Below are 23,150 nucleotides of genomic sequence, written 5' to 3'. Positions count from 1 at the left end.
TAAATTACTTATCGTCGCCGAAGTTTAAACCTGGTTGTCTCGCCGTTGGAGAACGTATTTTGAGGCTGCCATCCCTGTCAACATAGTGGCGACAAAGATCAGCGTGCCTTCCGCGGCCAGCGGCAGAGCCGTCATTGCTGGACCGGGGCAAAATCCGCCCAAACCCCAACCTACGCCAAATATTGCTGCACCTGTGATCAAACGTGCGTCGAAGTCCGTGCGGGTGGGCAGATGGAAGACGTCGTTGAAAAACGGCTTGCTGCGCCGGGTGACCAGCCAAAACCCTGGCATGGTGACAGCAATCGCGCCGCCCATAACAAAGGCAAGGCTGGGATCCCAGGTGCCGAAGAGGTCGAGAAAGTTTTGGACCTTGGCGGGATTGGCCATGCCCGACAGTAACAGGCCGAAGCCAAACATAAGACCGGACAGAAGTGTAACGAGGTTTTTCATGGCTTTAGCCTCCAAAAACGTGACGAAGCAGCAGGACGGCGATAAAACCGGTGCTCATGAAGGTTAATGTCGCAACAATCGAGCGACCGGAGAGGCGGGAAATGCCGCATACCCCGTGGCCACTCGTGCAGCCATTGCCCCAGACGGATCCAAAACCGACCAGAGCGCCGGCGAGGGCCAAAAGCGGCAGGTTGTTTGAAACGCTTTGCAGCGGAGCTTGTCCGTTGATCACGATCCAAATGGGTGCGGCGAGCAACAGACCGATCAAAAAGATCAGACCCTGTGGGAGTGACTGATCTTTGCCGGTGGGGGGGAGCATGCGTGATAGAATGCCGCTGATTCCCGCAATACGACCATGGGTCGCCATTAGTAAAACAGCCGAAGCGCCAATAAGGCCGCCGCCCAAAAGTGACAGAAGTGGTGTGAACTCGGTTTCCATAGTTGGCCCCATTGTTATGGCGTATTTGATATTCTCATTTTTATATATAAGTGATCATTGATATACAAGCGCTATATTACCGAGTTTGAAAAACAGGCTCAGAATTCGTTGTGCGGAGCTTTAGAGCGCCATCCTCGGCCAATGAATTCGCTGGTCAGCTGGAAGATTGCTCCCTATGTATAATGCATGGATGTTTTCGTGTTTGTCATTTTGTTGGTCACATGTTTTGCCGCTGGTGCAACTGGGGCTTTGTTTCAACCAGGTCGCTGGTATCAGGCGCTCAACAAACCGGTCTGGACTCCGCCGAACTGGGCCTTTCCCTTGGCTTGGACAACGATCTATTTTTCAGTTTCCTTCGCGGGTGCCCGCGTGGCGGATATGGAGGGAAATGCCATTGCCCTGGCCTTTTGGGCTATGCAGGCCGGCTTCTCGACCCTATGGACGCCGGTATTTTTTGGGCTGCGGCGATTGCGTGGAGCGCTATTGGTGATGCTGCCTTTGTGGGTCTCTGTATTGGGAGCCACCTTAGCGATGTTTGAGCTGGACCGGGCCGCAGGCCTGGCTTTTCTGCCCTATATTCTCTGGGTCACCATAGCGGCTGCATTAAATTACCGGGTTGCACAGCTGAACCCTGCGGTTGCGCCCCGAGACCTATCGGCAGATTAGCCTGGTGATGGATCTATGGCCATACCTTGCCATCTGCGGCGCTCCCTTCTCGGCGGGGTTGGTACATGCCGCATGAGCCTATCTCCATTTATGTTGTGGATGGCGATCCACGGGCGCTGGACGCCCAAACAGCAGTTTTAAGCGCAGAGGGCTATGCCACGATTCCCTGCGGTTCAGCTGAGCAGTTCTTGAAACTGTTTGATCCAGACCTCAAAGCCTGTGTGGTTATGGAGCTGCATTTGCCTGGGATGTCAGGAAGCGAGCTGCAAGACTATCTCGCCTCCAACGGATTGGATATTCCCATTGTGATCCTAACCGCCCATGGCGATGTGCCCAGTGCCGTACAATCGTTACAAGTGGGCGCTGTGGACTTCATCGAAAAGCCGTCGCCTCAGTCCCGATTGCTTGAGGCGATAGGCACTGCTTCGGAGCTCATATTTGATCGAGAGCCGAACCGTCTTTCGCAGAAAATTATTGCACAACGTCTGCGCTCTTTAACGGATCGAGAGCGCGAGGTCTTGGAGCATCTGCTCAAAGGCAAGCTCAACAAAGAGATTGCCGTAGATCTCAATGTGAGCCAGCGCACAATCGAAGCGCATCGCGCCCGCATACGCGAAAAAACACGGACCCGCGGGATTGTAGATTTGATCCGCATGTTTGGCTAAGCGAAGTAAGTATTATTACCTATGTATTTTCCCTAATTATGCTGCAGTGTGTTCTGTGCTCTAAAGATTTTACCGATGACGATGGTTTTGATCGGACGTCAACAACGTAAACTAACTTCTGCTTAAGAAATGATAGCTTTATGATCTGGCGTTCAGCCTGCGTTTTTACGATAAAGTGAATATTCTGGAGGATAAGACCGAGTTTTAACATGGAACCTGCTGTACGGGAGCAGTGCTAAAAAGCTGTGTAGCCCTCTTTCGATTTGAACTGATCGGCCCTCTCGCCAAGGGCCCTGTCGCTTCGCAATTCGATGCAGTGTGAATACCGGTGTCCATGTGAGTAGAGAGTGATAGGGGACACATGAATGTCGAAACAACAAGGCTCCGCTTCAGGAGTGCAGTCGACAGATGCCTTCGAATGGGAAGTGTATCACAACAGCGAAACAAATATATTTGAACTCAGCAAAAAGCTGCCGGAAGATTTGGTCGCCAGCCTGGCACGCGAAGTGATTTTACGCGTGGCGTCGAGGACTGTGGCGGCGGCGGTGGCCCGTCCGGTGTCGCAAGAGGAGTTGCTGGCATTCAGCACGGCTCTTGCCTCCGATAGTCCCAAAAGCGCCGCACAGATCATTGCCGCGGAACGCGAGGCTGGTCGTCCGGCAGAAGATATCTACGTCAATTTATTGGCGCCTGCTGCGCGACAATTGGGTGATATGTGGAACAGCGATCATATTACATTTGCGCAGGTCACGGTTGGTTCAGGCCGCATTTTTGCGATTATGCGGTCAATGCGGCATATGTTTGAGACCTCCGCGCCCGCCGAAGAGCCGGCGGTTATTTTCGCCTCCGTGCCAGGGGAGACCCATACGCTTGGGGTTCGTATGGCCGCAGATTTTTTCCGAACTGATGGGTGGAATATTTCTCTATTGATAGGCTTGTCACACGATGATCTGCTTGCTGAAATCGCACAGATCTCAAGCCGTATGGTGGGCCTGTCTTTCAGCGGGGAACATTCGCTTGAGGCGCTGTCACAGCTGATTGTCGCGCTGCACGTTTGCGCGCCGCATCTGTCCATCGTGATTTGCGGCCAAGAGGTAGACGAGTTTCGACCTATTTTGGAGCTCATGGGTGTCGACGGGATCGCTGTCACCATGGAGGATGCTAGGGCGCATTTTACGCGTCTATCACAGGATAAGACGTGAATTAATCGCTCACACGAGGTCGTATTTGCGTAACTTCACATAGAGCGATTGCCGCGACAGTCCGAGCATCTCAGCTGCGGCGACGCGGTTGTTCGAGGTCATGCCAATCGCGGTTTCGATACACATTTTTTCAACCACATCGGTGCTGCGCGCGACAATATCTTTGAGGGACTGGCTGCCAATCAGCTCAACTACAGAATTAATCTCTGCTTCCGACATTTGACTGGTGGGTGTTGAGATCGCCTCGACCCTGCGGGCGTTGCGCAGGAGCAGAACACAAATTGGCTCACGTTCTGTGCGAATTTGCGTTGTGGAAATTTCAACAGGGCGCTCGTCCCCATGCTCGTTCAAAACCTTTGTCGAATAGAGCCGCATCTTACCATTGCGGCGGGCGCTTTCCAAAATTACGTTGAGATCGACCGATCCACGGGAAAAGAACTCGGACATGCTGCGTCCACTCAGGGTTTGCGCATGGGTTACATTGGCCAAAGAGACAAAGGCCTCGTTCACACTCAAAATCTGACCGGACATATTTATGAACACAATTGGGTCGACCCCTTTGTGGAAAAAGCTGACCAAATGCGTTGCCAGTTGGTCCACAGGTTCCTGGGCGGGCTCCTCTGGCTCAATTTTACACAGCAACATTTGCGAGGTTGCGCCACGGAACAATGTGGGGTCGATGCGGTAGGACCGGCCGCCCAGCGCCGATTTTGCCAAAATGGCCCCCATGGAGGCATCAGAGGCAGCGGTCACCATTCGGTCGATCAGGCTCGTCAGACCTTCGTCTTCAAATTCCGAGGCGAAGGAGGCGTCAATCAACTCGTTGCGCGGCCGTCCGAGTAGAATCTCAGCAGCGCTATTGCATGATACAATGGCGCCTGTTTCGAGTGTGATGAACACCGTTGCAACGTCGGATGAGTCCATCAAGACTCTGAGCTGGATTTCATGCTCCCGGCGCGCGTCGTAGTCGTTTTCAAGAGCGATCTGTGCTTCCACCAGCTGTTGCTGCATTTCTGCGACGGGCCGCAAATCCGAACCCAAAAGCAATGTAGATCCGTCCGCTGCGCCAGAATGATAGGTATAGCGAACGGGCAATTCAGCTTGTTGGTCGGTGGCGCGATGGTTCAACTCAACGGGCCGCACCTCTTTTTGGCCCTTTTGAAACTCGGCAAGCCGAGCCTCAAACTTTGGCACAGATTCCTTGGTGAGCGTGTCTTTAAACTGCAGACCAGTCCACGGGGTCAAATCCAATTTTGGCGCCAAAAAAGGGCTGGTCACGGTTTGCGTGATCTCGCCATCACTCGAGATGATAAAAGCAAAATCACACAGGCGCGAAATTAAATCCGCTGTGGCAGATTGATCCAAATTGGGAATAAGGCGATCGGCCCATTCTGTTTTACCATGCGACGTCATTTGCAAAAGTCCTTCGTTCAATTTGCATTTCTAGATGCACCCACGTGGCAATCGTACTGTCAAATATCTGGACTTTAACTTTCAAAAGCATTGAGCAACCGCGGCTTTCCAGTCGTTGGTTTTGTAATCTGTTCCCGTAACCGCATCAAGGTTAATTTGAGCGCTCAGAATGCCGCCTCCAAGAATAACCTTTGCTGTGCTCCAATTACATCTAACATTTGAAATTATTTCAGATAATTTTTCGGCACTGTCGCGTGCTGACGCAGAAATAAACACGCCGTCGAATTGCTCACCTGCGCCAATCTGATGAACTCGATTGGCGGTGACATCCATCTCCAACTTAACGCGTGCGCCAACACATCTTAGTGTCTTGCCTAGGATAATCGCACCTAATGTATGTTGTGTTCCTTCCGGGACGATAATTAACAAACTCAAATTTTTACTCAGGTAATTCACGCCTTCCGGAACCTCTCGTTCTGAAAGACCGTGCACAGCAATCTGCAGACGACTCGCGCCGAGCGTCATGGCGAAGAAGGAAAGCGCGTCCTCCTCCCAGGCCCGGCCCAATTGGCAGACGGCTGCGGGTATAATCTCTGAAAATAGGGTAAAGTCCGAAAATCTTGCGGCTTGTAGCTCTTGAATAGCTGTCGAAACGGCTGCGTTTTTCGGATTGAGAGAGGCATCGAACAAGCGTTGGGCGGCTTGGCTTGTACTGATTGCAGGGGCCAATGGCGCGCGCGCTTCCAGGCTGCTGGCATGACTTAAACTGCTCGCCAAAACCTTAATAGCCACCTGAGCTACCCGGGCGGCTTCATCCCCTATATTCACTAAATTTGTGTGTTGGTGATGAGTCACGATGACCTTCCGAATACTGGCAGTAGGTCACCATGACCTCAGTCCCTATCAAAGATGACAGAGATGCTCGGGCATTGGGGCGCAATTGTCAATAATTTGTTACATAATTCGGGAAACCGTCGGTGAAACGCCGCATTTTCCGGGAAAGTAAAAATATTTAGACAAGAATTCTGCCAATAAGTGTAAATCAAAGTTGACAGACTGCGCCGCGCCTGCCAAATTTTGACCAGCCTATTGGCGAATTGGAAACCCGAATGACAATGACCGCGTCACAAAATTTGCAACCCTCTGGCCTCTATACTCAGGACCAGCGCAGTCGGCGTGACAGAACGGTTTGGACGACGGTTCAGGGCATTCTCGCGCCTTTGCAATTCTTGGTCTTTTTGGTCTCCCTCGTTCTGGTCATCCGTTACATGGTAACCGGTCTGGGCTATGAGATTATGACCCTCTCAATCATTGCAAAAACCTTGCTGCTTTATCTCATCATGATCACGGGCGCGATTTGGGAGAAAGTGGTTTTCGGGCAATGGCTTTTTGCACCAGCATTCTTTTGGGAGGATGTGGTCAGTTTTGGTGTCATCGCCCTGCATAGCCTTTATCTTTATGGATTAATTCAAGGCACCATCCCTGCCGATACTTTGGTTCTGATCATCCTGGCGGCCTATGCCACCTATGTGGTGAATGCCGGGCAGTTTTTATGGAAATTACGCGCCGCGCGCCTTCAGATGGAGGCCGCCTCGTGACTGAACATATGCCCCCGCCGCCCGCAACAGGATGTCGAACCGCACCGGTGTTGAAGCAGCGCGGACAGCGCGAGGTATTTTGCGGCTTGACCGGCATCATTTGGCTGCATCGAAAGATCCAAGACGCGTTCTTTCTCGTTGTTGGATCGCGCACATGTGCGCACCTGCTGCAGTCTGCGGCAGGGGTCATGATCTTTGCTGAGCCACGATTCGGTACCGCGATTCTGGAAGAGGCAGATTTGGCCGGGCTGAAAGACGCGCAAGCAGAGCTGGATCGCACCGTCGAAGAGCTTTTGGCGCGGCGCCCCGACATTCGGCAGCTGTTTCTTGTTGGGTCGTGCCCTTCCGAGGTGATCAAGCTTGATCTGAACCGCGCCGCCGAGCGGTTGACCCAGACTTATGCCCCCAGAGTCCGCGTTTTGGAATATTCTGGCTCTGGCATCGAAACCACCTTTACCCAGGGGGAGGATGCGTGTTTGGCGGCTATGGTCCCCGTTTTGCCGTCAACCGACGCACGGGAATTGATTGTCGTTGGCGCCTTGCCCGATGTGGTGGAAGATCAAATGGTGGCGCTTCTGACCGATCTTGGCATTGGCCCGTTGCGTATTTTGCCGGCTCGTACGATCGAAGATGAAATTGCCGTTGGTCCCAATACGGTTTTTGCCCTGACCCAGCCATTCTTGGGTGACACCCATGCGGCCTTGATCCGCCGCGGCGCACGCCATATTGCGGCTCCGTTCCCCTTTGGTGAAGAGGGCACCACCGCCTGGTTGTCGGCTATTGCTGAGGAATTCAACATTCCGCGCGCGCTGTTTGATCGCGTGACTGAGGCACCCCGACGCCGGGCCCGTCAAGCGATCAGCCAGGCCGCCGTGCCGCTCAATGATAAATCCGTGTTTTTCTTTCCCGATAGTCAATTGGAAATCCCATTGGCGCGCTTCTTGACCCGGGAATGTGGGATGACCGCGCTGGAAGTTGGCTCGCCCTATATCCACGACGCTTTGCATGGACCGGATTTGGATCTTTTGCCCACGGGTCCGCAAATTTCCGAAGGTCAAGATGTTGACCTCCAGCTGGATCGCTGCCGCGCGGCGCATCCGGATTTGACTGTTTGTGGCTTGGGTTTGGCCAATCCGCTTGAAGCGGACGGGTTCGCCACCAAATGGGCCATTGAGTTGGTTTTCACGCCCGTACATTTCTATGAACAAGCCGGTGATCTTGCCGCTCTTTTCGCCCGACCCCTGCGGCGTAAATCTATTTTGAAGGTGGCTGCGGAATGAAGCTCACCGTTTGGACATATGAAGGCCCGCCCCATGTTGGCGCGATGCGCGTCGCCACGGGTATGAAAAAGCTTCATTATGTTCTGCACGCGCCCCAGGGCGATACCTATGCCGATTTGTTGTTCACGATGATTGAGCGCCGCGACCACCGTCCGCCGGTGACTTACACCACATTTCAGGCGCGGGATCTGGGCGCGGATACAGCGGGTTTGTTCAAAAAAGCCTGCCAGGATGCATATGACCGGTTCCAACCTGAGGCGATTATCGTGGGCGCTTCTTGCACGGCTGAACTCATTCAAGATGATCCCGGCGGTCTCGCAGAAACCATGGGGCTTCCCATTCCCGTCATCCCGCTTGAGTTGCCCAGCTATCAGCGCAAAGAGAATTTTGGGGCGGATGAGACGTTCTTCCAATTGGTCAAACATTTGGCCAAGCCACAAGCTAAAACAGAGCGTGTCAGCTGCAATATCATTGGGCCCACCGCCCTGGGGTTTCGGCATCGCGACGATGTGGCTGAGATTACAAATCTCTTGTTTGAGCTTGGTATTGAGGTGAATGTCACCGCGCCCATGGGTGCCACACCCAGCGATATTGCGCAGATGGGAAAGGCGCATTTCAATGTGCTGTTATATCCTGAAACCGGTGAAACGGCTGCGCGGTATTGTGAAAAAGAATTCGATCAACCCTACACGAAAATCGTTCCCATTGGGGCCGGCGCGACGCATGATTTTATCACGGAAGTCCGTGCGCTGAGCGGCAGTACCGCCCCGCTAGACAGTCAAGCCTTGCGGCAAACCTGGTGGTCACGCTCAGTGGACAGCACCTATTTGACCGGCAAGCGGGTGTTTATTTTTGGCGATGGCACCCATGTCAAAGCCGCCGCGCGGATCGCGCGGGATGAGATGGGCTTCGAGGTTGCGGGGCTCGGATGCTATAATCGTGAATACGCACGCGATATTCGGACAATTGCAAAAGAGTTTGGCGTCGAAGCGCTGATCACGGATGATTATTTGTTGGTCGAAAAAACCATCGAAGCGCTACAGCCCGAAATGATTTTAGGCACGCAAATGGAGCGCCATATTGGAAAGCGGCTGGGTATCCCTTGCGCTGTTATTTCGGCTCCGGTGCATGTGCAAGACTTCCCTGCGCGCTATTCGCCGCAAATGGGGTTTGAGGGTGCAAATGTAATCTTTGACACCTGGATCCATCCGCTGGTCATGGGTCTGGAAGAACATTTGCTGCATATGTTCCGAGAAGACTTTGAATTCAATGATGCCGCAGGTCCCAGTCATCATGGTGGACACCAACCCTCGGGCACAGCATCGGTGCAGGTGCCAGCAGCGCAAGAGCAATCCTTGGCTTTAAGCACCGGCGGCGATGTGGCGATTTGGTTGGCGGAAGCTGAAAAAGAGTTGAAGAAGATCCCATTTTTCGTGCGCGGCAAGGCCCGCCGCAACACCGAGACCTACGCAACCTCGCAAGGGCTGTCGGAAATCTCTGTTGATACCCTGTATGAAGCGAAGGCCTTTTATGCGCGATGAGCTGACATATCCTTCGTATAATGTCGTGTTGCTGACATTGGACCGCCACGCGGCCGGTCCTGCAGCGCGGGCTTTGCCCAAGCTGGCAACCGATTTTCCAGGCTTGCAACTCAAAATACATGCCGCCGCCGAATGGGCCAAAGATCCAGAGGCCTTGGCCTTGGCCAAAGCAGATATTGAGACGGCGCATTTGATTGTGTCCTCCGTGCTGTTTCTCGAAGATCACGTGCAGGCTATTTTGCCAGACCTAAAAGCGCGGCGTGCGGCCTGTGATGCTTTGGTGGGTATAATCGCCGATCAGGAAATTGTGCAGCTGACCAAAATGGGTGAGCTGGACATGATGCGGCCCGCCTCTGGTGTGATGGGGTTCTTGAAGAAGCTGAAGCCTGCGAAGAAATCTGGCAGCACGGGCGAAGGCCAGGCAAAGATGCTGCGCCGGATTCCCAAAATTCTGAACCTTATTCCTGGCAAGAGTCAGGATCTGCGGGCGTGGTTCTTGACCATGCAATATTGGCTCGGTGGATCTGACGATAATATTGAAAGCCTCGTGCGCTTTTTGATTTCGCGCTACGCATCCCGGCCGGAATGGCGCGGCGTTGCGGCCCCGGCGCCTGTCGAATACCCCGAAGTGGGCCTTTATCATCCAGACCTGCCCGGCCACCATATCACCACAGATATTGCGGATCTGCCGCAAGAGGGTACAGGCCCAACAATTGGGTTGGCCATGTTGCGCAGTTACATTTTGGCCGGTGATACGGCGCATTTTGACCATGTCATTCGGCGTTTTGAAGCGGCGGGGATGCGGGTCATACCGGCCTTTGCTGGAGGGCTCGACAGCCGGCCAGCAATCCAAGCCTATCACATGGGGAAGATCGATGCTTTGGTCTCATTGACGGGCTTTTCTCTGGTAGGTGGGCCCGCCTATAATGACAGCGAGGCGGCTGTAGAACTCCTGAGCGCGCTCGATGTGCCCTATATCGCCGCGCAACCCTTGGAATTTCAAACCCTGTCCCAATGGGCCAATGGTGGCCAAGGCTTGAGCCCGATTGAGGCGACAATCCTTGTGGCTTTGCCCGAAATTGATGGGGCCACAAATCCGACCGTGTTTGCAGGTCGGCACGGGCCGGATGGCTGTGATGGCTGCGCTTACGCCTGCAAAGCGGCAGGCACGGTAAAAGCCATGGCGCCCTGCCCAGAGCGTATTGATGCGTTGGTCGAAAAAACCCGAAACCTTGCGGTTTTGCGGCGCAAAGAAAACTCTGACAAAAATGTTGGGATCGTGCTTTTTGGTTTTCCACCGAATGCCGGCGCGATTGGCACGGCGGCCTATCTGTCGGTCTTTGAAAGTCTGCATAATACTTTGCAGACAATGGCTGAAAATGGCTATGATGTGACGCCACCCGAAACGGTTGACGATCTGCGCGAGGTCATCTTGAAGGGCAATGCGTCGATCTATGGGCAGGAGGCCAATGTCGCGGCTAAAGTCTCAGCCGATTACATCGTGACCCATACGCCCTGGCTGCAAGAGATCGAAGAGACCTGGGGCCCTGCGCCAGGGCGCATTCAGTCCAATGGCAGCGATCTTTACATTCTTGGTGCGCAGTTTGGAAAAGTTTTCGTCGGGGTGCAGCCAACCTTTGGCTATGAGGGCGATCCGATGCGCCTCCTCTTTGAACGCGGGTTTGCACCCACCCATGCGTTCAGCGCGTTCTATCAATTCATGAAGCATCAGCATAAGGCCGATGTGCTTTTGCATTTTGGGATGCATGGGGCATTGGAATTTATGCCGGGCAAGCAAAACGGCTGTGGTGGCAAGGATTGGCCAGATCGGCTGATTGGCAATATGCCCAATATCTATCTTTACGCAGCCAATAATCCCTCAGAGGCAACTTTGGCGAAGCGTCGCAGCAATGCCATTACAATCACCCATCTCACGCCACCGTTACAGGCCTCTGGTCTTTATCGCGGTCTGGCTGATTTAAAAGACAGCCTGAGCAAGTGGCGGGCCCTGCCTCCGGGCGATGCGGCCTGCGAGCCTTTGGAGGCGTTGATTGCGGCGCAGGCCGAGATTGTGCATCTGGACGGGACAGATTTGAACCGGCTTTGGATTACCCTTTTGGAAACCGAAGACGCTTTGATTCCCGATGGGTTGCATATCATCGGTCAAAAACTGCCCGCGCATAAAATCGAAACTTTGCTGGATCTGATGAGTTTTGACACGCTACAAGCACGCCAGGTGGCCAGAGCCCATTTGCAGTCCAGCCAAGAGCTGGATGGAATGATGCGCGGATTAAATGGCCAATTTATCAAGCCGGTTCCTGGCGGCGATGTCATCCGCGCGCCAGATATTCTGCCGACAGGTCGGAATATTCACGCCTTTGATCCCTTCCGGATGCCGACGGCTTTTGCCATGCAGGATGGCGCGCAGCAGGCGGCAGAGTTGTTGCGCACGCATGAGGGGTTGCCCAAGACCGTTGCATTGGTGCTCTGGGGGTCTGACAATATTAAATCTAACGGTGGGCCGATCGCGCAGGCGCTTTCGCTGATGGGCGCAAAGCCGCGGTTTGACGCCAATGGCCGTTTGTGTGGTGCGGATCTGATCTCGCTTGAACAGCTGGGGCGGGCACGGATTGATGTGGTGATCACCCTCTCGGGTATCTTCCGCGATTTGTTGCCGCTGCAAACCAAAATGCTGGCCGATGCCGCCTTGCAATGCGCGATGGCCGATGAGCCCTTAGAGATGAATCCCATTCGCGCCCATGCTCTCGAGTTTTCTCAGGCTCAAAACTGCAGCCTAGAAACAGCCGCGCTGCGGGTCTTTTCCAACTCCGAAGGGGCCTATGGTTCAAATGTGAACCAATTGGTCGACAGCTCCGCTTTCAAAGACGACAGCGATTTTGCTGATGCCTATCAAGCGCGTAAAAGTTTTGCCTATGGCAAGGATGGCGAAGCCAGTCAGCAATCACAATTGCTGCAAGACACATTGAAGAATGTGGAGCTGGCCTATCAGAACCTTGAATCAGTTGAGCTTGGTGTCACCACAGTGGATCATTATTTTGACACGCTCGGCGGTATTGCGGCGGCTGTGAAGCGGGCCAAGGGCGGGGTGGAAACGCCTGTTTATATCGGGGATCAAACCCGGGGTGGCGCGCAGGTGCGGACGCTGCGCGAACAGGTTGCGTTGGAGACCCGCGCGCGCAGTTTAAATCCGAAATTTTATGAACCGCTCCTGCAGCATGGTCATGAAGGCGTGCGCGCGATTGAGGCGCATATCACCAATACCGTTGGCTGGTCGGCCACCACAGGGAAGGTTGATGAATGGGTGTATCAAGAGCTGTCTGAAACATTTGTTTTGGATGAAGACATGCGCAAACGCCTGTCTGCTTTGAACCCGCAAGCCTCCATGCGCATGGCAAATCGCCTGCTGGAAGCGTCAGATCGTGCCTATTGGAAACCAGACGAAACCACTTTGGCCGCGCTGCAAAGTGCCGCGGATGCCATTGAAGATCAACTTGAGGGCATTGCAGCCGAATGACCCAAAACGCAGTTATAGAAAGGGACTACAGACATGAGCCCACTTGATAGAAATATCCCCAATTTGACCGGTGACGGCGAAGGGTCGGTGCAGGTGCACCAGGACGAAACCGCGAAAATTGAGGGTGCAAAAGTATTCAGCGTTTACGGCAAGGGTGGCATTGGCAAGTCAACCACCTCGTCAAACCTCTCGGCGGCCTTTTCCAAAATGGGAAAGCGCGTGCTGCAAATTGGCTGTGATCCCAAGCATGACAGCACATTCACATTGACGGGCACCTTGCAACCTACCGTGATTGATATTCTCAAAAGCGTGGATTTTCACTCCGAAGAGCTTCGTCCCGAAGATTACGTTGCGACGGGATATAATGGTGTGAAATGCGTCGAAGCCGGCGGGCCACCTGCGGGGACGGGTTGTGGTGGCTATGTTGTTGGGCAAACGGTGAAACTGCTCAAGCAACATCATATGCTTGAAGACACGGATGTCGTGATTTTCGATGTGCTCGGGGATGTGGTTTGCGGCGGGTTTGCGGCGCCATTGCAGCATGCGGATCGGGCTTTGATTGTCACCGCCAATGATTTTGACAGCATCTATGCGATGAACCGGATCATTGCCGCGGTTCAGGCGAAATCTGCCAACTATAAAGTACGGCTTGCAGGCTGTGTCGCCAATCGGTCGAAAGACACTGACGAAGTGGACCGCTATTGCAAGACTGTGGGCTTCAACCGAATTGCCCATATGCCGGATCTCGACGCGATACGCCGGTCTCGCCTGAAAAAGAAGACTCTGTTTGAAATGCCCGATGACGAAGAAATCGTTCAGGTGCGCAAAGAATATATGCGTCTGGCCGAAACGCTTTGGAACGGCACGCTACCACTTGCGCCGGCACCTTTGCCTGATCGCGAAATCTTTGAGCTGCTTGGATTTGACTGATGACCTATGAATCGACCCGCAACACTGTTGAAACCTACTTTGATCGCACCGCGACAAAGACCTGGGAAAGGTTGACCTCAGACGCGCCTGTGTCGGGCATTCGTGCCACTGTGCGCGCCGGTCGCGAACGGATGAGACAGCTCTTGCGGTCGCAATTGCCTGCGGATTTGCGCGGGGCGCGTGTGTTAGATGCGGGCTGCGGCACAGGGGCTTTGGCCTTTCAATTGGCCCAGGCTGGCGCCGATGTTGTGGCGGTGGATATCTCGCCGAAGCTCATCACAATCGCCAAGCAGCGCCAACCTGCGCATTTGAGCGGCACGCTCAAGCTGATGGCCGGAGATATGTTTGACCCTGGCCTGGGGCATTTCGATCATATCGTGGCAATGGACAGTTTGATTTATTACTCGGCTGAAGACATTGGCGCGACCCTCGACCGGGTGAGTAGCCGGATATTGACAAATATGGTCTTTACGGTTGCGCCGCGCACGCCGCTTTTGATGGCCATGTGGCGGATTGGCAAATTGTTTCCACGCAACGATCGCTCGCCGATGATGGTGCCGCATCAAATGGCACAGATCGCCAAATCTACCTCGGGTCAGATCAGTGACATCGATCGGGTGGCCTCTGGGTTTTACATCAGCCAAGCGTTGGAATTCCGCCCATGATCCCAAAGAGCGCTGTCAAAACCATGACCCTAAGGATGTTGCCTTTCGCCGATGCGGCCAGCGATGAGCTGCCGCTCGGGCAATTGTTGCGTCTATCCTTGTTTCAAATTTCCGTGGGCATGGCGGCCGTGATGTTGCTGGGCACTTTAAATCGGGTGATGATCGTTGAGCTGTCAGTGCCGGCCTTCATCGTGGCGACCATGATCGCCATTCCCGTGCTGATTGCCCCTTTCCGTGCGCTTCTTGGTTTTAAGTCTGACAATTACCGCTCCGCCATTGGTTGGAAACGCGTGCCCTATTTGTGGTTTGGCAGCCTCTGGCAGTTTGGTGGCCTGGCAATTATGCCGATGGCCCTTTTGGTCTTGGCGGGAGATTCGGCGATTGATGCGGGTATTTTCGGCGAGATTGCCGCTGCGCTGGCCTTTTTGTTGACCGGGCTTGGGATGCATATGACGCAAACAGCAGGTCTGGCTTTGGCCGCTGATCGGGCAACGGAACAGACCCGCGCAAAAGTCGTCTCAATGCTCTACGTCATGTATCTTGTGGGCATGGGGATTTCAGCGGTCATCATTGGCACATTGTTGCGTGATTATTCCTCGCTTTTGTTGGTTCAAGTGGTGCAAGGCGCGGCGGTGTTCACCATGGTTTTAAATGTTATTGCTCTATGGAAGCAGGAAAAAATGGCGCCGATGAGCCAGGCGGCGCGCCAAGCGCCAAAGGCGAGTTTTCATGCCGCCTGGGCGGATTTCACCGGTCAAGCAACGGTGCGCCGGTTAATTTTCACGATTTTCGCCGGCACGGTTGCTTTTAATATGCAAGATGTGCTGCTCGAACCCTACGGGGGCGAAATTCTTGGCCTTTCAGTTTCCGCGACAACGCAGCTTACGGCCATGTGGTCTTTGGGTGCGTTGATCGGTTTGGGCCTATCGGCGCGCTGGCTGTCGCGATCCATTGATCCCATTCGCCTTGCGGGGCGCGGGGTTGTTGTTGGCATCTTTGCTTTTGCGGCAGTTCTTTTGTCCTCCGTTTTTGGCTCGCCAATATTATTTTTCTCAGGCGCCTTTTTGATTGGGCTGGGCGGCGGCACCTTTGCTGTGGCGACCTTGACCGCAGCTATGACCATAAATGTGCCTGGAGCCGCTGGGCGTGGATTGGCGCTGGGCGTTTGGGGCGCGGCCCAGGCCACAGGCGCAGGCCTGTCCATTTTCTTAGGCGGCGCAATTCGTGATATGATCACACAAGCCGCGCATAGCGGCATTTTAGGCGATGTCCTCAACACCCCGGTTGTAGGGTATTCAGTCGTCTATCAAATTGAGATCGCTCTACTTTTCATCACCCTCATCGCCCTTGGCCCCATCCTACGGACCAAAGGCATCAGTGCAAACACACCGCAGCGCTTAGAGCTGACGGATTTTCCGACTTGATAGTCAAAGGAGACGACCATGGTAGGCAATGAATTTTTCGGTAATTTTGATCTCGCAAGCGCTGCGATCTGGATGTTCTGGATCTTTTTTGCTTTGCTTGTTTATTATCTTCAAACGGAGAACATGCGCGAAGGATATCCGCTGGAGGCCGATGATCCCTCTGGATCTGCCCATCGCGGCCTCTTTCCGCTGCCCGGTGACAAGACGTTTCACCTGCCCCATGGGCGTGGTGATGTGACGGTTCCCTCCGGTCAGCGCGGTGATCGCGCAAAATTGGCGCTTGAGGCTACGTCTGATGCGACCGGCTCGCCTTTTGTGCCGACCGGCGATCCGATGCTTGCGGGTGTTGGGCCAGGTGCATGGGCCCCGCGGCAGGATCATGCAGAGCTCGATGCCCATGGGCATGCCAAGATCAAGCCTATGTCACAGCTCGATGATTTCCACGTGTCGGCGGGCCGCGATCCACGGGACAAACCTGTGGTGGCCGGCGACGGTGAGGTGATCGGCCGTATCAATGATATGTGGATTGATGTGCCAGAACAGATGGTGCGCTACTTGACTGTGGATCTCAATCCAGAGGGCACGGGCCAGACCCGTCTGATCCCAATCAATTTTTGCAAAATTAACGATGACCGGGTGACGGTTCGTTCGATCTATGGCGCAAATTTTGCAGCTGTGCCGCAGCATAAGGCGGCTTCAGAAATCACCTTGCTCGAGGAAGAGAAAATTATGGCCTATTACGGCGGCGGCACACTTTATGCCGATCCCGCACGTTCCGAGCCAAAACTGTAAAGGACCAACGCTGGGCCGCAGCCACGGCCCAGCGTTCAGACGATAGGGGACTTAAGATATGAGCCACGACGATTTTAATTTCGAACCGATCCGCGGATTGCCTGAAGCATTGCCCGCAGATGAATATATCCTCTGGCAAGGCCGGCCTAATAGCTTGCGGCTGGCCAAGGATGCTTGGAGCCTCAACTGGGTGATTGGGTATTTTATCGCCCTGGCGGTGATCCGCGTTATCTCCGTATCGGATATGATGAGCCTGACATCGGCCATGGCACAGGGCATTCCGTTTCTCGTGGCCGGCGCGTTGACGGCCTTAATCTTATTTGGGGTGGCAACAGTGCAAGCTCGAAGCACCGTTTATACGCTCACCAATAAACGCGCCTGTCTGCGCATCGGTGCTGCGCTGACCATGACATTGAACCTGCCCTATGTGTGTATTGGAAATGCACAAGTGGCTCTGCGCAAGTCGGGTTTGGGCACAATCACCTTTGAGCTCATCGGTGAGACTCGCCTGTCATATCTGATGACCTGGCCGCATGTGCGCCCATGGTACATGAGCCGCACCCAACCGGCCTTTCGCTCCATACCAGATGCTGAGCGGGTCGCGGCCCTCTTTGCCGAGGCCGCAGAGACGCGGGTATCGATGCCAAAGGTCACTCAGCGCGACTATTCCAAAACTGACAGCATTGCTGCGGAGTAAAGCTCATGCCCACCACCAACTCACTTGCCGCTCAAATGAAACACCGAGACCGGGACATGGTGCCCAAGGTCTTGGTTCAAGCGATGTTCACCTTGATGATCGCCGCGGTCCTTCTGGTCGCCTACGCCCGCCTTACGGATCGGCCGGTCATTGGTGTGGCACCGCACAGCGATATCGTGGCGGAGCTTGAGATCACTTTGGTGGGCAACCGGAGCGATGGGATCGCAGTTTTGGATGCAGATGGCAGACAAATTGCCCATTCCAACGATCATAAAGCCGGCTTCATCGACGTGATTTGGGTCACCACCACGCGCGAACGCATTGTGCATGATACAGATACGCAAGCGCCGTTGCGCTTGGTTCGACGGGAAAATGGGAATGTGGCCATTCTCGACGACACAACCGGCTGGTCGATCGAGTTGATAGGATATGGCCAAGACAATGTCGCAGCTTTCGCCAAGCTGATCGACTGAACCAAGGGGACAGCAGATGGGATTATTTACAAGATCAAAAGAGACCGCACCCTGCACGGTGACGATTTCACATCGGTTTGAGGAACTTTCCGCTCATGTGAAATTCAACAATGGTGCCGTGGTGCATCCAGGAGACAGCGTTCAAGTGGAGGGGCCGGAAATCATGGCGCCCTATGGCGTCTGTGTTGAAGAGCAACGCATGGCCACGATCACCCGCGCCTCAAAAATTGAACGGCTTTGGACGCGCTCGACGGGCGATTTCGAATTCATGGAGCTGTGCGAATTTTCCTTTTCGGAAGGAGTTTTGTCATGAATGCGCCAACACATTCCGCTTTTGCCAATACTGCTGAAGAGGCGATTGCCGCCCAAGATGCGCTTGATGATCCAATGACATCTGAAAAAGCGACAGAGGTGGCGATGCAAAACACGTTGCTCACCCCGCGCTTTTACACCACTGATTTTGCCGAAATGGACGCGATTGATGTCACCCCGGTGCGTGAAGATTGGGACCGCTTAATTGCGCAAATGAAATCTGATCCGAATAAGGGGCATTTCAAAAAGAATGAAGATTGGGACAATGTTGATTGGGAGGGGATGGAGCCTGCGCTGAAAGCAGAGTTCATCGATTTTCTGATTTCATCCTGCACCGCAGAATTTTCTGGCTGCGTTTTGTACAAAGAGATGAAGCGTCGCGGGTCGAATGAAGACATCACAACCCTGTTTCAATTGATGGCACGGGATGAGGCGCGCCATGCTGGATTTATAAATGATGCGCTACGCGAAGCGGGTGTTCGGGTGAATTTGGGCTTTTTGACTCAGCAAAAGAAATACACCTATTTCCGCCCGAAATTTATCTACTACGCCACCTATCTATCTGAGAAGATTGGCTATGCCCGCTACATCACCATATACCGGCACCTCGAAGAGAACCCGGAACTGCGGTTTCATCCCATTTTCAAATGGTTCCGCGAGTGGTGCAATGATGAGTTTAGCCATGGGGAAGCCTTTGCGCTTTTGATGAAATCTGATCCGAAACTGACCGAAAGTTTTGGCAATAAACTGTGGATTAAGTTTTTCCTGACAGCGGTTTATTCCACCATGTGGGTGCGTGACCACCAGCGGCCTCTGTTTCATGAGGCTCTTGGTGTCGATGTCACCTGGTACGGCCAAGAGGTGTTTCGGAAAACCTCTGAAATATCAAAACAAATTTTTCCAATGACATTGGATATTGATCACCCTCGGTGGCGCAAAAACCTCGATCGGATGGAAGCGGCATCTCGGCAAATTGCCGCCGCAAAAGCCCGCGGAGGCTTGGGTGGCATGATGAGCCGGTTGGGCGGCATGGCGAAGGCGGCGACGGCTTTTGTCTTGGTGTTCACCATCCCGGCCAAGGCCCATAGCGTTCCAACCAGCACGCGTATGGAGCCGACCTACTGATGCTCGGCTCGCCCTGGATAGCAGCGCTCATCGCAATTTTTTCCTGGTGGTTTTTCACTGGGATTATTTTGCTGATTGTGCGGCGCAAAGACGTGGCTGGGGCAACGGCTCATGGGGCCTCTGTCGTTTTGGGCGTGCCGCTGTTGGCTCTGGGAATCTTTGGCGCGGTGATCTCGGCAGCTTCGTTGAGCGTGGCAAATATCTATCTCGCATTTTTCTCAGTCTTGCTCATATGGGGCTGGATTGAGCTGGCCTTTCTGTCCGGGGTCATCACCGGACCGTTGCGGGATTCTTGTCCCAAGTCGCTTCGGGGCTGGGCCAGATTTCGCAGAGCCTGGCAGACCGTCAGCCACCACGAAGCCCTATTACTCTGCGGCCTGGTTCTCATGGCCGTCATCGCGCTTGATGCTGCAAACCCGCTCGGCTTTTGGGCCTATTTCATCCTTTTTGCAGCGCGCATCTCGGCCAAACTCAATTTGTTTTTTGGCGTGCCGCGTATCAATCTTGAATTCATTCCCCAACCGCTGCTGCACCTCTCTTCTTACTTCAAGCAGGGCCCGGTGACCGTGGTTTTTGGCCTTGGAGTAACTGGGCTTAGTCTGGTCACTGCGGCCCTGGGTTTAGCGCTTTTTTCAGCGAGTACTGTGGAGGCACAAATTGGACATGCGCTGCTCTTCGCACTTTGTGCATTGGCCACGCTGGAACATTGGTTGATGGTCATTCCATTGCCTGATGCAAAGCTTTGGCGCTGGATGCTTCCCACACTTTCTACGAACACTAAGACAGGACAATCCCATGAACTTTAATGCGCTCTTTCAAGCTCAAATCGACACGCTGAAATCCGAAGGCAACTATCGCTATTTTGCTGAATTAGAGCGTAAATGTGGTAAATTTCCCCATGCGGCGAGTCACCACGATGGCAAGGTGCAAGATGTAACGGTTTGGTGCTCCAATGATTACCTAGGCATGGGGCAAAATCCGGTGGTGATTGAGGCTATGTGTGAGGCAGTCACCCGCAGCGGCACTGGGGCGGGCGGCACGCGCAATATTTCAGGGACAAATCATGATCACCTCTTGCTTGAGCGGGAATTGGCAGATTTGCACAATAAAGAAGCTGCTTTACTGTTCACCTCTGGCTATGTCTCCAATTGGGCCGCTTTGAGCACGCTGGGCAGTCGACTGGAAGGCTGTATCATTCTCAGCGATTCTGGCAATCACGCCTCCATGATTGAAGGCATTCGTCATTCGCGCGCTCAAAAGGTTATTTGGAACCATAATGATGTGAAAGATTTGGAGGCGAAATTGGCGGCGCTTCCGGTGGATGCGCCAAAAATTGTGGCCTTTGAGTCGGTCTATTCGATGGATGGGGACATCGCCCCGATACGCCAGATTGTTGAAGTGGCCGAGAAATACGGCGCAATGACCTATCTCGATGAGGTTCATGCGGTTGGGCTTTACGGACCACGGGGCGGCGGTATTGCCGAGCAAGAAGGGCTGATGGATCGGATTACATTGATCGAGGGCACCTTGGGCAAAGCCTATGGCGTTGTTGGGGGATATATCACCGGATCCTCTGTTTTGTGCGATTTCATTCGCAGCTTCGCTTCTGGTTTTATCTTTACGACAGCTTTGCCACCGGCCGTCGCGGCAGCGGCGCGGGTGTCCATCATGCATTTGAAAACATCCGACAGTGAGCGCCAACGTCAACGGCAACAGGTCGCGAAACTGCGCGCGGGATTGAATCGCGCGGGCATTCCGCATTTGGAAAACCAAAGTCACATCGTGCCGGTGATGATCAAAGACCCGGTGAAGACCAAAATGCTTGCGGATTACTTGATGGATGAATGGGGCATCTACGTGCAGCCGATTAACTATCCAACGGTTCCAAAAGGCACGGAACGTTTACGCTTCACCCCATCACCACTGCATTCGGACGCTGATATTGCCTATTTGGTTGAGGCGCTTGAATCTTTATGGAAGCAATGTGCCATTGCCCATGCGGTCGCCTAAAAGACCGAGTGGTCTCCTCGGGGGATGGCGGCGCCGGAGCGCATGATCTCTGCATAGTGATCAAACAGATGTTCCGTTCCGGTTGAACTCGTGAGCTCCGCTGAATAGCCCCTCTGTGCACCCTGCCAGATCAGCATTGATTCTGTTGCGTAATACAGCCCTATTTCGGCGAGATCCGCCTTGCGTCGCGCGGCCGGGATCAAGGCACCGGCCAGGCGCAATCCACCGCAGATGATGCGCAATAGGGCAACTGGCACCCGGCGCAGTTTCACAGGTCGCCCGAGCAAACCAAACAGGGCTTGGGCCTGATCGCGCGGTGTGATGGCAGGGCCGGGGCCGCCGATGGGCAAAATCTTATTGTGCTTGGTCGGGTTGGCTATGCAATCGACCATGAAATTGCCCAGATCATCATCGCTGATTGGTTTGCAGGCGGTGAGTTCACCGTTCCCAAAGACCAAAAATGCCTTGCCAGCGCGCAGACGCGGAATCTGACCGGAAAGAGATTTAAAAAAAGCTGTGGGTCGCACGATGGAATAGGTGAGCCCCGAGGCGATCAATGCTTTTTCGAAGGCCAGTTTGGCGAATTGAAATGGCAGCTTTGGTTTTTGGACGCATATCGCGGAGAGCAAAATAAATTGCGGTACAGCTAATCTTTGCGCCACGTCTAGAATGTTCATCTGCGCCGCGTGGTCAATTGCCCAAGCATCTTCGCGGCCGCCATTGCGGGAGGCAACGCAGGAGATGACCGCGTCGAATTGGCCAAGTATATGAGGCATCGGCTGGGTGATATCGGCATATAGAGGCTGTGCCGGCTGCGGTGGGGTCTGGCCGGCGCGCAGAACGCAGGTGACCACATATCCCGCCCGATGCAGCGCGCGGCACACCCCTTGTCCTGCGGTTCCTGTCGCGCCGAAAAGTAAGACGCTTGCTGTGGGGTTAACTCTCTCGCCAGTCAAAGAATCCCCTACCTGCTTGCTCAAGGAGCTTTGCGGCCATTTCTTTCCCAGCTTGCGCGCCATCTTCGATTGGCACGACCATATCATCATGAATGGCATCGGAGCCATCGGGCCGAAGCACTTCGCCGCGCAGTCTCATTGTGCTGCCTTGAAGTTCAGAAAGCCCAGCAATTGGCGTTTCACAAGAGCCATCCAACGCTGCGAGAAAGGCGCGTTCTGCGGCCAAACGCTGTCCGGTCTCACGGTCATGAATGGCTGCGAGCATATCGGCCATGCGCCCGTCATTGATGCGTCGTTCAATACCAATGGCCCCCTGCGCCACGGCGGGCAACATGTCGTCCACTTCAATCGCTTGGCGTGGCACCTCATTCATGTTCAATCGCTTTAGTCCAGCCATGGCCAGAAAGGTTGCCTCAGCCACTTGGTTTTCAAGCTTCTTGAGCCGCGTTTGCAAGTTGCCCCGAAATTCCACGACCTGTAGATCTGGGCGCCGTAATTTGAGTTGCGCCTGTCGTCTCAGACTTGAGGTCCCCACCACCGCACCGGGTGACAAATCGCTCAATGCGCCGCCTGACAGGGAGATAAACGCATCGCGCACATCCTCGCGTGGCAAATAGGTGTCCAAAACCAGGCCATCGGGTTGCAGGACGGGCATATCTTTCATGGAATGCACGGCGATGTCGATGGATCCATCCAGCATGGCTTGCTCTATTTCGCGGGTAAATAGCCCTTTGCCGCCAATTTCTTTTAATGGACGATCGGTGACGCGATCCCCCGTGGTCATGATGACGACAATCTCAAAGGCTTCGAAGGGCAAATCGAAAGCCTTGGCCAGTCGTGCGCGTGTTTCATAGGCCTGTGCCAGCGCCAAGGGAGAGCCTCGGGTGCCGATATTGAGCGGGGTCTTCGGAGTGGGTAATGTATAAGTCATGTCCTATCCCTAAACATGTAAACTTGGCCTGACAACTCTTGCTTCT

At 54.0% G+C, this 23,150-nt stretch carries 23 protein-coding genes; 17 read left to right on the top strand and 6 right to left on the bottom strand.

The window, feature by feature from the left end; translation table 11 throughout:
• Positions 1-24 precede the first annotated feature (24 nt).
• Both RCA23_RS15290 and RCA23_RS15285 read right to left on the bottom strand, forming a co-directional pair.
• Entirely contained in the window at positions 25-450 is a 426-nt protein-coding gene (locus RCA23_RS15290) for a DUF6691 family protein (protein ID WP_044051035.1), read from the bottom strand.
• A 4-nt stretch (positions 451-454) separates the two neighbouring features.
• Positions 455-889: a YeeE/YedE family protein gene (locus RCA23_RS15285; protein WP_044051034.1), complete on the bottom strand. Its 435-nt coding sequence runs from the start codon at positions 887-889 to the stop codon at positions 455-457.
• A gap of 186 nt (positions 890-1,075) precedes the next feature.
• Between RCA23_RS15285 and tspO the strand changes: the two genes are divergently transcribed.
• From tspO to RCA23_RS16125, 3 genes are all read left to right on the top strand, one after another.
• Positions 1,076-1,555, top strand: a complete 480-nt coding sequence (tspO, locus tag RCA23_RS15280; protein ID WP_044051033.1) for a tryptophan-rich sensory protein TspO — start codon at positions 1,076-1,078, stop codon at positions 1,553-1,555.
• 65 nt (positions 1,556-1,620) lie between these two features.
• The gene (locus RCA23_RS15275; RefSeq protein ID WP_044051032.1) at positions 1,621-2,220 is read left to right on the top strand and encodes a response regulator transcription factor; all 600 of its coding nucleotides are present in this window, start codon (positions 1,621-1,623) and stop codon (positions 2,218-2,220) included.
• 365 nt (positions 2,221-2,585) lie between these two features.
• Positions 2,586-3,422 carry a cobalamin-dependent protein gene (locus RCA23_RS16125; protein ID WP_052377228.1) on the top strand — a complete coding sequence of 279 codons (837 nt, stop codon included), beginning with the start codon at positions 2,586-2,588 and terminating at the stop codon, positions 3,420-3,422.
• A gap of 9 nt (positions 3,423-3,431) precedes the next feature.
• On the opposite strand, the gene ppsR is transcribed toward RCA23_RS16125, so the two are convergent.
• On the bottom strand, positions 3,432-4,835 hold the full coding sequence (gene ppsR, locus RCA23_RS15265; protein WP_052377227.1) for a transcriptional regulator PpsR: 1,404 nt from the start codon (positions 4,833-4,835) through the stop codon (positions 3,432-3,434).
• Between the two features lie 81 nt (positions 4,836-4,916).
• Positions 4,917-5,690, bottom strand: coding sequence for a hypothetical protein (locus RCA23_RS15260; protein ID WP_169701433.1), 774 nt, complete (start codon positions 5,688-5,690; stop codon positions 4,917-4,919).
• Positions 5,691-5,944: 254 nt separating this feature from the next.
• Between RCA23_RS15260 and bchF the strand changes: the two genes are divergently transcribed.
• Genes bchF through hemA form a run of 14 tightly spaced genes read left to right on the top strand, consistent with a single transcriptional unit; the run spans position 5,945 to position 21,217 of the window.
• Positions 5,945-6,433: a 2-vinyl bacteriochlorophyllide hydratase gene (gene bchF, locus RCA23_RS15255; RefSeq protein WP_052377226.1), complete on the top strand. Its 489-nt coding sequence runs from the start codon at positions 5,945-5,947 to the stop codon at positions 6,431-6,433.
• A gap of 8 nt (positions 6,434-6,441) precedes the next feature.
• Positions 6,442-7,713 (top strand): ferredoxin:protochlorophyllide reductase (ATP-dependent) subunit N, encoded by a 1,272-nt coding sequence (locus RCA23_RS15250; RefSeq protein WP_044051652.1) that lies wholly within the window; start codon positions 6,442-6,444, stop codon positions 7,711-7,713.
• The gene (bchB, locus tag RCA23_RS15245; protein WP_044051030.1) at positions 7,710-9,254 is read left to right on the top strand and encodes a ferredoxin:protochlorophyllide reductase (ATP-dependent) subunit B; all 1,545 of its coding nucleotides are present in this window, start codon (positions 7,710-7,712) and stop codon (positions 9,252-9,254) included. Before RCA23_RS15250 ends, bchB begins: the two co-directional genes overlap by 4 nt.
• Positions 9,244-12,789: a cobaltochelatase subunit CobN gene (locus RCA23_RS15240; RefSeq protein ID WP_044051029.1), complete on the top strand. Its 3,546-nt coding sequence runs from the start codon at positions 9,244-9,246 to the stop codon at positions 12,787-12,789. The genes bchB and RCA23_RS15240 overlap by 11 nt, the downstream gene beginning before the upstream one ends.
• 33 nt (positions 12,790-12,822) lie before the next feature.
• Complete coding sequence (gene bchL / locus RCA23_RS15235; protein ID WP_044051028.1) at positions 12,823-13,719, top strand: ferredoxin:protochlorophyllide reductase (ATP-dependent) iron-sulfur ATP-binding protein; 897 nt, start codon at positions 12,823-12,825, stop codon at positions 13,717-13,719.
• Entirely contained in the window at positions 13,719-14,384 is a 666-nt protein-coding gene (bchM, locus tag RCA23_RS15230) for a magnesium protoporphyrin IX methyltransferase (protein WP_044051027.1), read from the top strand. The genes bchL and bchM overlap by 1 nt, the downstream gene beginning before the upstream one ends.
• Positions 14,381-15,808: a PucC family protein gene (locus tag RCA23_RS15225; protein WP_044051026.1), complete on the top strand. Its 1,428-nt coding sequence runs from the start codon at positions 14,381-14,383 to the stop codon at positions 15,806-15,808. Before bchM ends, RCA23_RS15225 begins: the two co-directional genes overlap by 4 nt.
• Positions 15,809-15,826: 18 nt before the next feature.
• Entirely contained in the window at positions 15,827-16,600 is a 774-nt protein-coding gene (puhA, locus tag RCA23_RS15220) for a photosynthetic reaction center subunit H (RefSeq protein ID WP_044051025.1), read from the top strand.
• A 58-nt stretch (positions 16,601-16,658) separates the two neighbouring features.
• Positions 16,659-17,297, top strand: coding sequence for a photosynthetic complex putative assembly protein PuhB (gene puhB, locus RCA23_RS15215; protein WP_044051024.1), 639 nt, complete (start codon positions 16,659-16,661; stop codon positions 17,295-17,297).
• A gap of 5 nt (positions 17,298-17,302) precedes the next feature.
• Positions 17,303-17,770 (top strand): photosynthetic complex assembly protein PuhC, encoded by a 468-nt coding sequence (gene puhC, locus RCA23_RS15210; protein WP_044051023.1) that lies wholly within the window; start codon positions 17,303-17,305, stop codon positions 17,768-17,770.
• 16 nt (positions 17,771-17,786) lie between these two features.
• Positions 17,787-18,083: a hypothetical protein gene (locus tag RCA23_RS15205; RefSeq protein WP_044051022.1), complete on the top strand. Its 297-nt coding sequence runs from the start codon at positions 17,787-17,789 to the stop codon at positions 18,081-18,083.
• Positions 18,080-19,207 carry a magnesium-protoporphyrin IX monomethyl ester (oxidative) cyclase gene (gene acsF, locus RCA23_RS15200; protein WP_044051021.1) on the top strand — a complete coding sequence of 376 codons (1,128 nt, stop codon included), beginning with the start codon at positions 18,080-18,082 and terminating at the stop codon, positions 19,205-19,207. The genes RCA23_RS15205 and acsF overlap by 4 nt, the downstream gene beginning before the upstream one ends.
• Positions 19,207-20,013, top strand: a complete 807-nt coding sequence (puhE, locus tag RCA23_RS15195) for a putative photosynthetic complex assembly protein PuhE (protein WP_044051020.1) — start codon at positions 19,207-19,209, stop codon at positions 20,011-20,013. Before acsF ends, puhE begins: the two co-directional genes overlap by 1 nt.
• Positions 20,003-21,217: a 5-aminolevulinate synthase gene (hemA, locus tag RCA23_RS15190; protein ID WP_044051019.1), complete on the top strand. Its 1,215-nt coding sequence runs from the start codon at positions 20,003-20,005 to the stop codon at positions 21,215-21,217. The genes puhE and hemA overlap by 11 nt, the downstream gene beginning before the upstream one ends.
• Here the strand turns inward: hemA and RCA23_RS15185 are convergent.
• Together RCA23_RS15185 and hemC are read right to left on the bottom strand one after the other, a co-directional pair.
• Positions 21,214-22,173, bottom strand: a complete 960-nt coding sequence (locus RCA23_RS15185) for an NAD(P)H-binding protein (protein ID WP_044051018.1) — start codon at positions 22,171-22,173, stop codon at positions 21,214-21,216. The genes hemA and RCA23_RS15185 overlap by 4 nt on opposite strands.
• Positions 22,154-23,104, bottom strand: coding sequence for a hydroxymethylbilane synthase (hemC, locus tag RCA23_RS15180; protein WP_044051017.1), 951 nt, complete (start codon positions 23,102-23,104; stop codon positions 22,154-22,156). Before hemC ends, RCA23_RS15185 begins: the two co-directional genes overlap by 20 nt.
• Positions 23,105-23,150 lie beyond the last annotated feature (46 nt).

Source organism: Planktomarina temperata RCA23, from assembly GCF_000738435.1.
GTDB classification, from domain to species: Bacteria; Pseudomonadota; Alphaproteobacteria; order Rhodobacterales; family Rhodobacteraceae; genus Planktomarina; species Planktomarina temperata.
The sequence above is the reverse complement of the archived record's forward strand: the minus strand, read 5'-3'. Positions and strand labels throughout refer to the sequence as shown.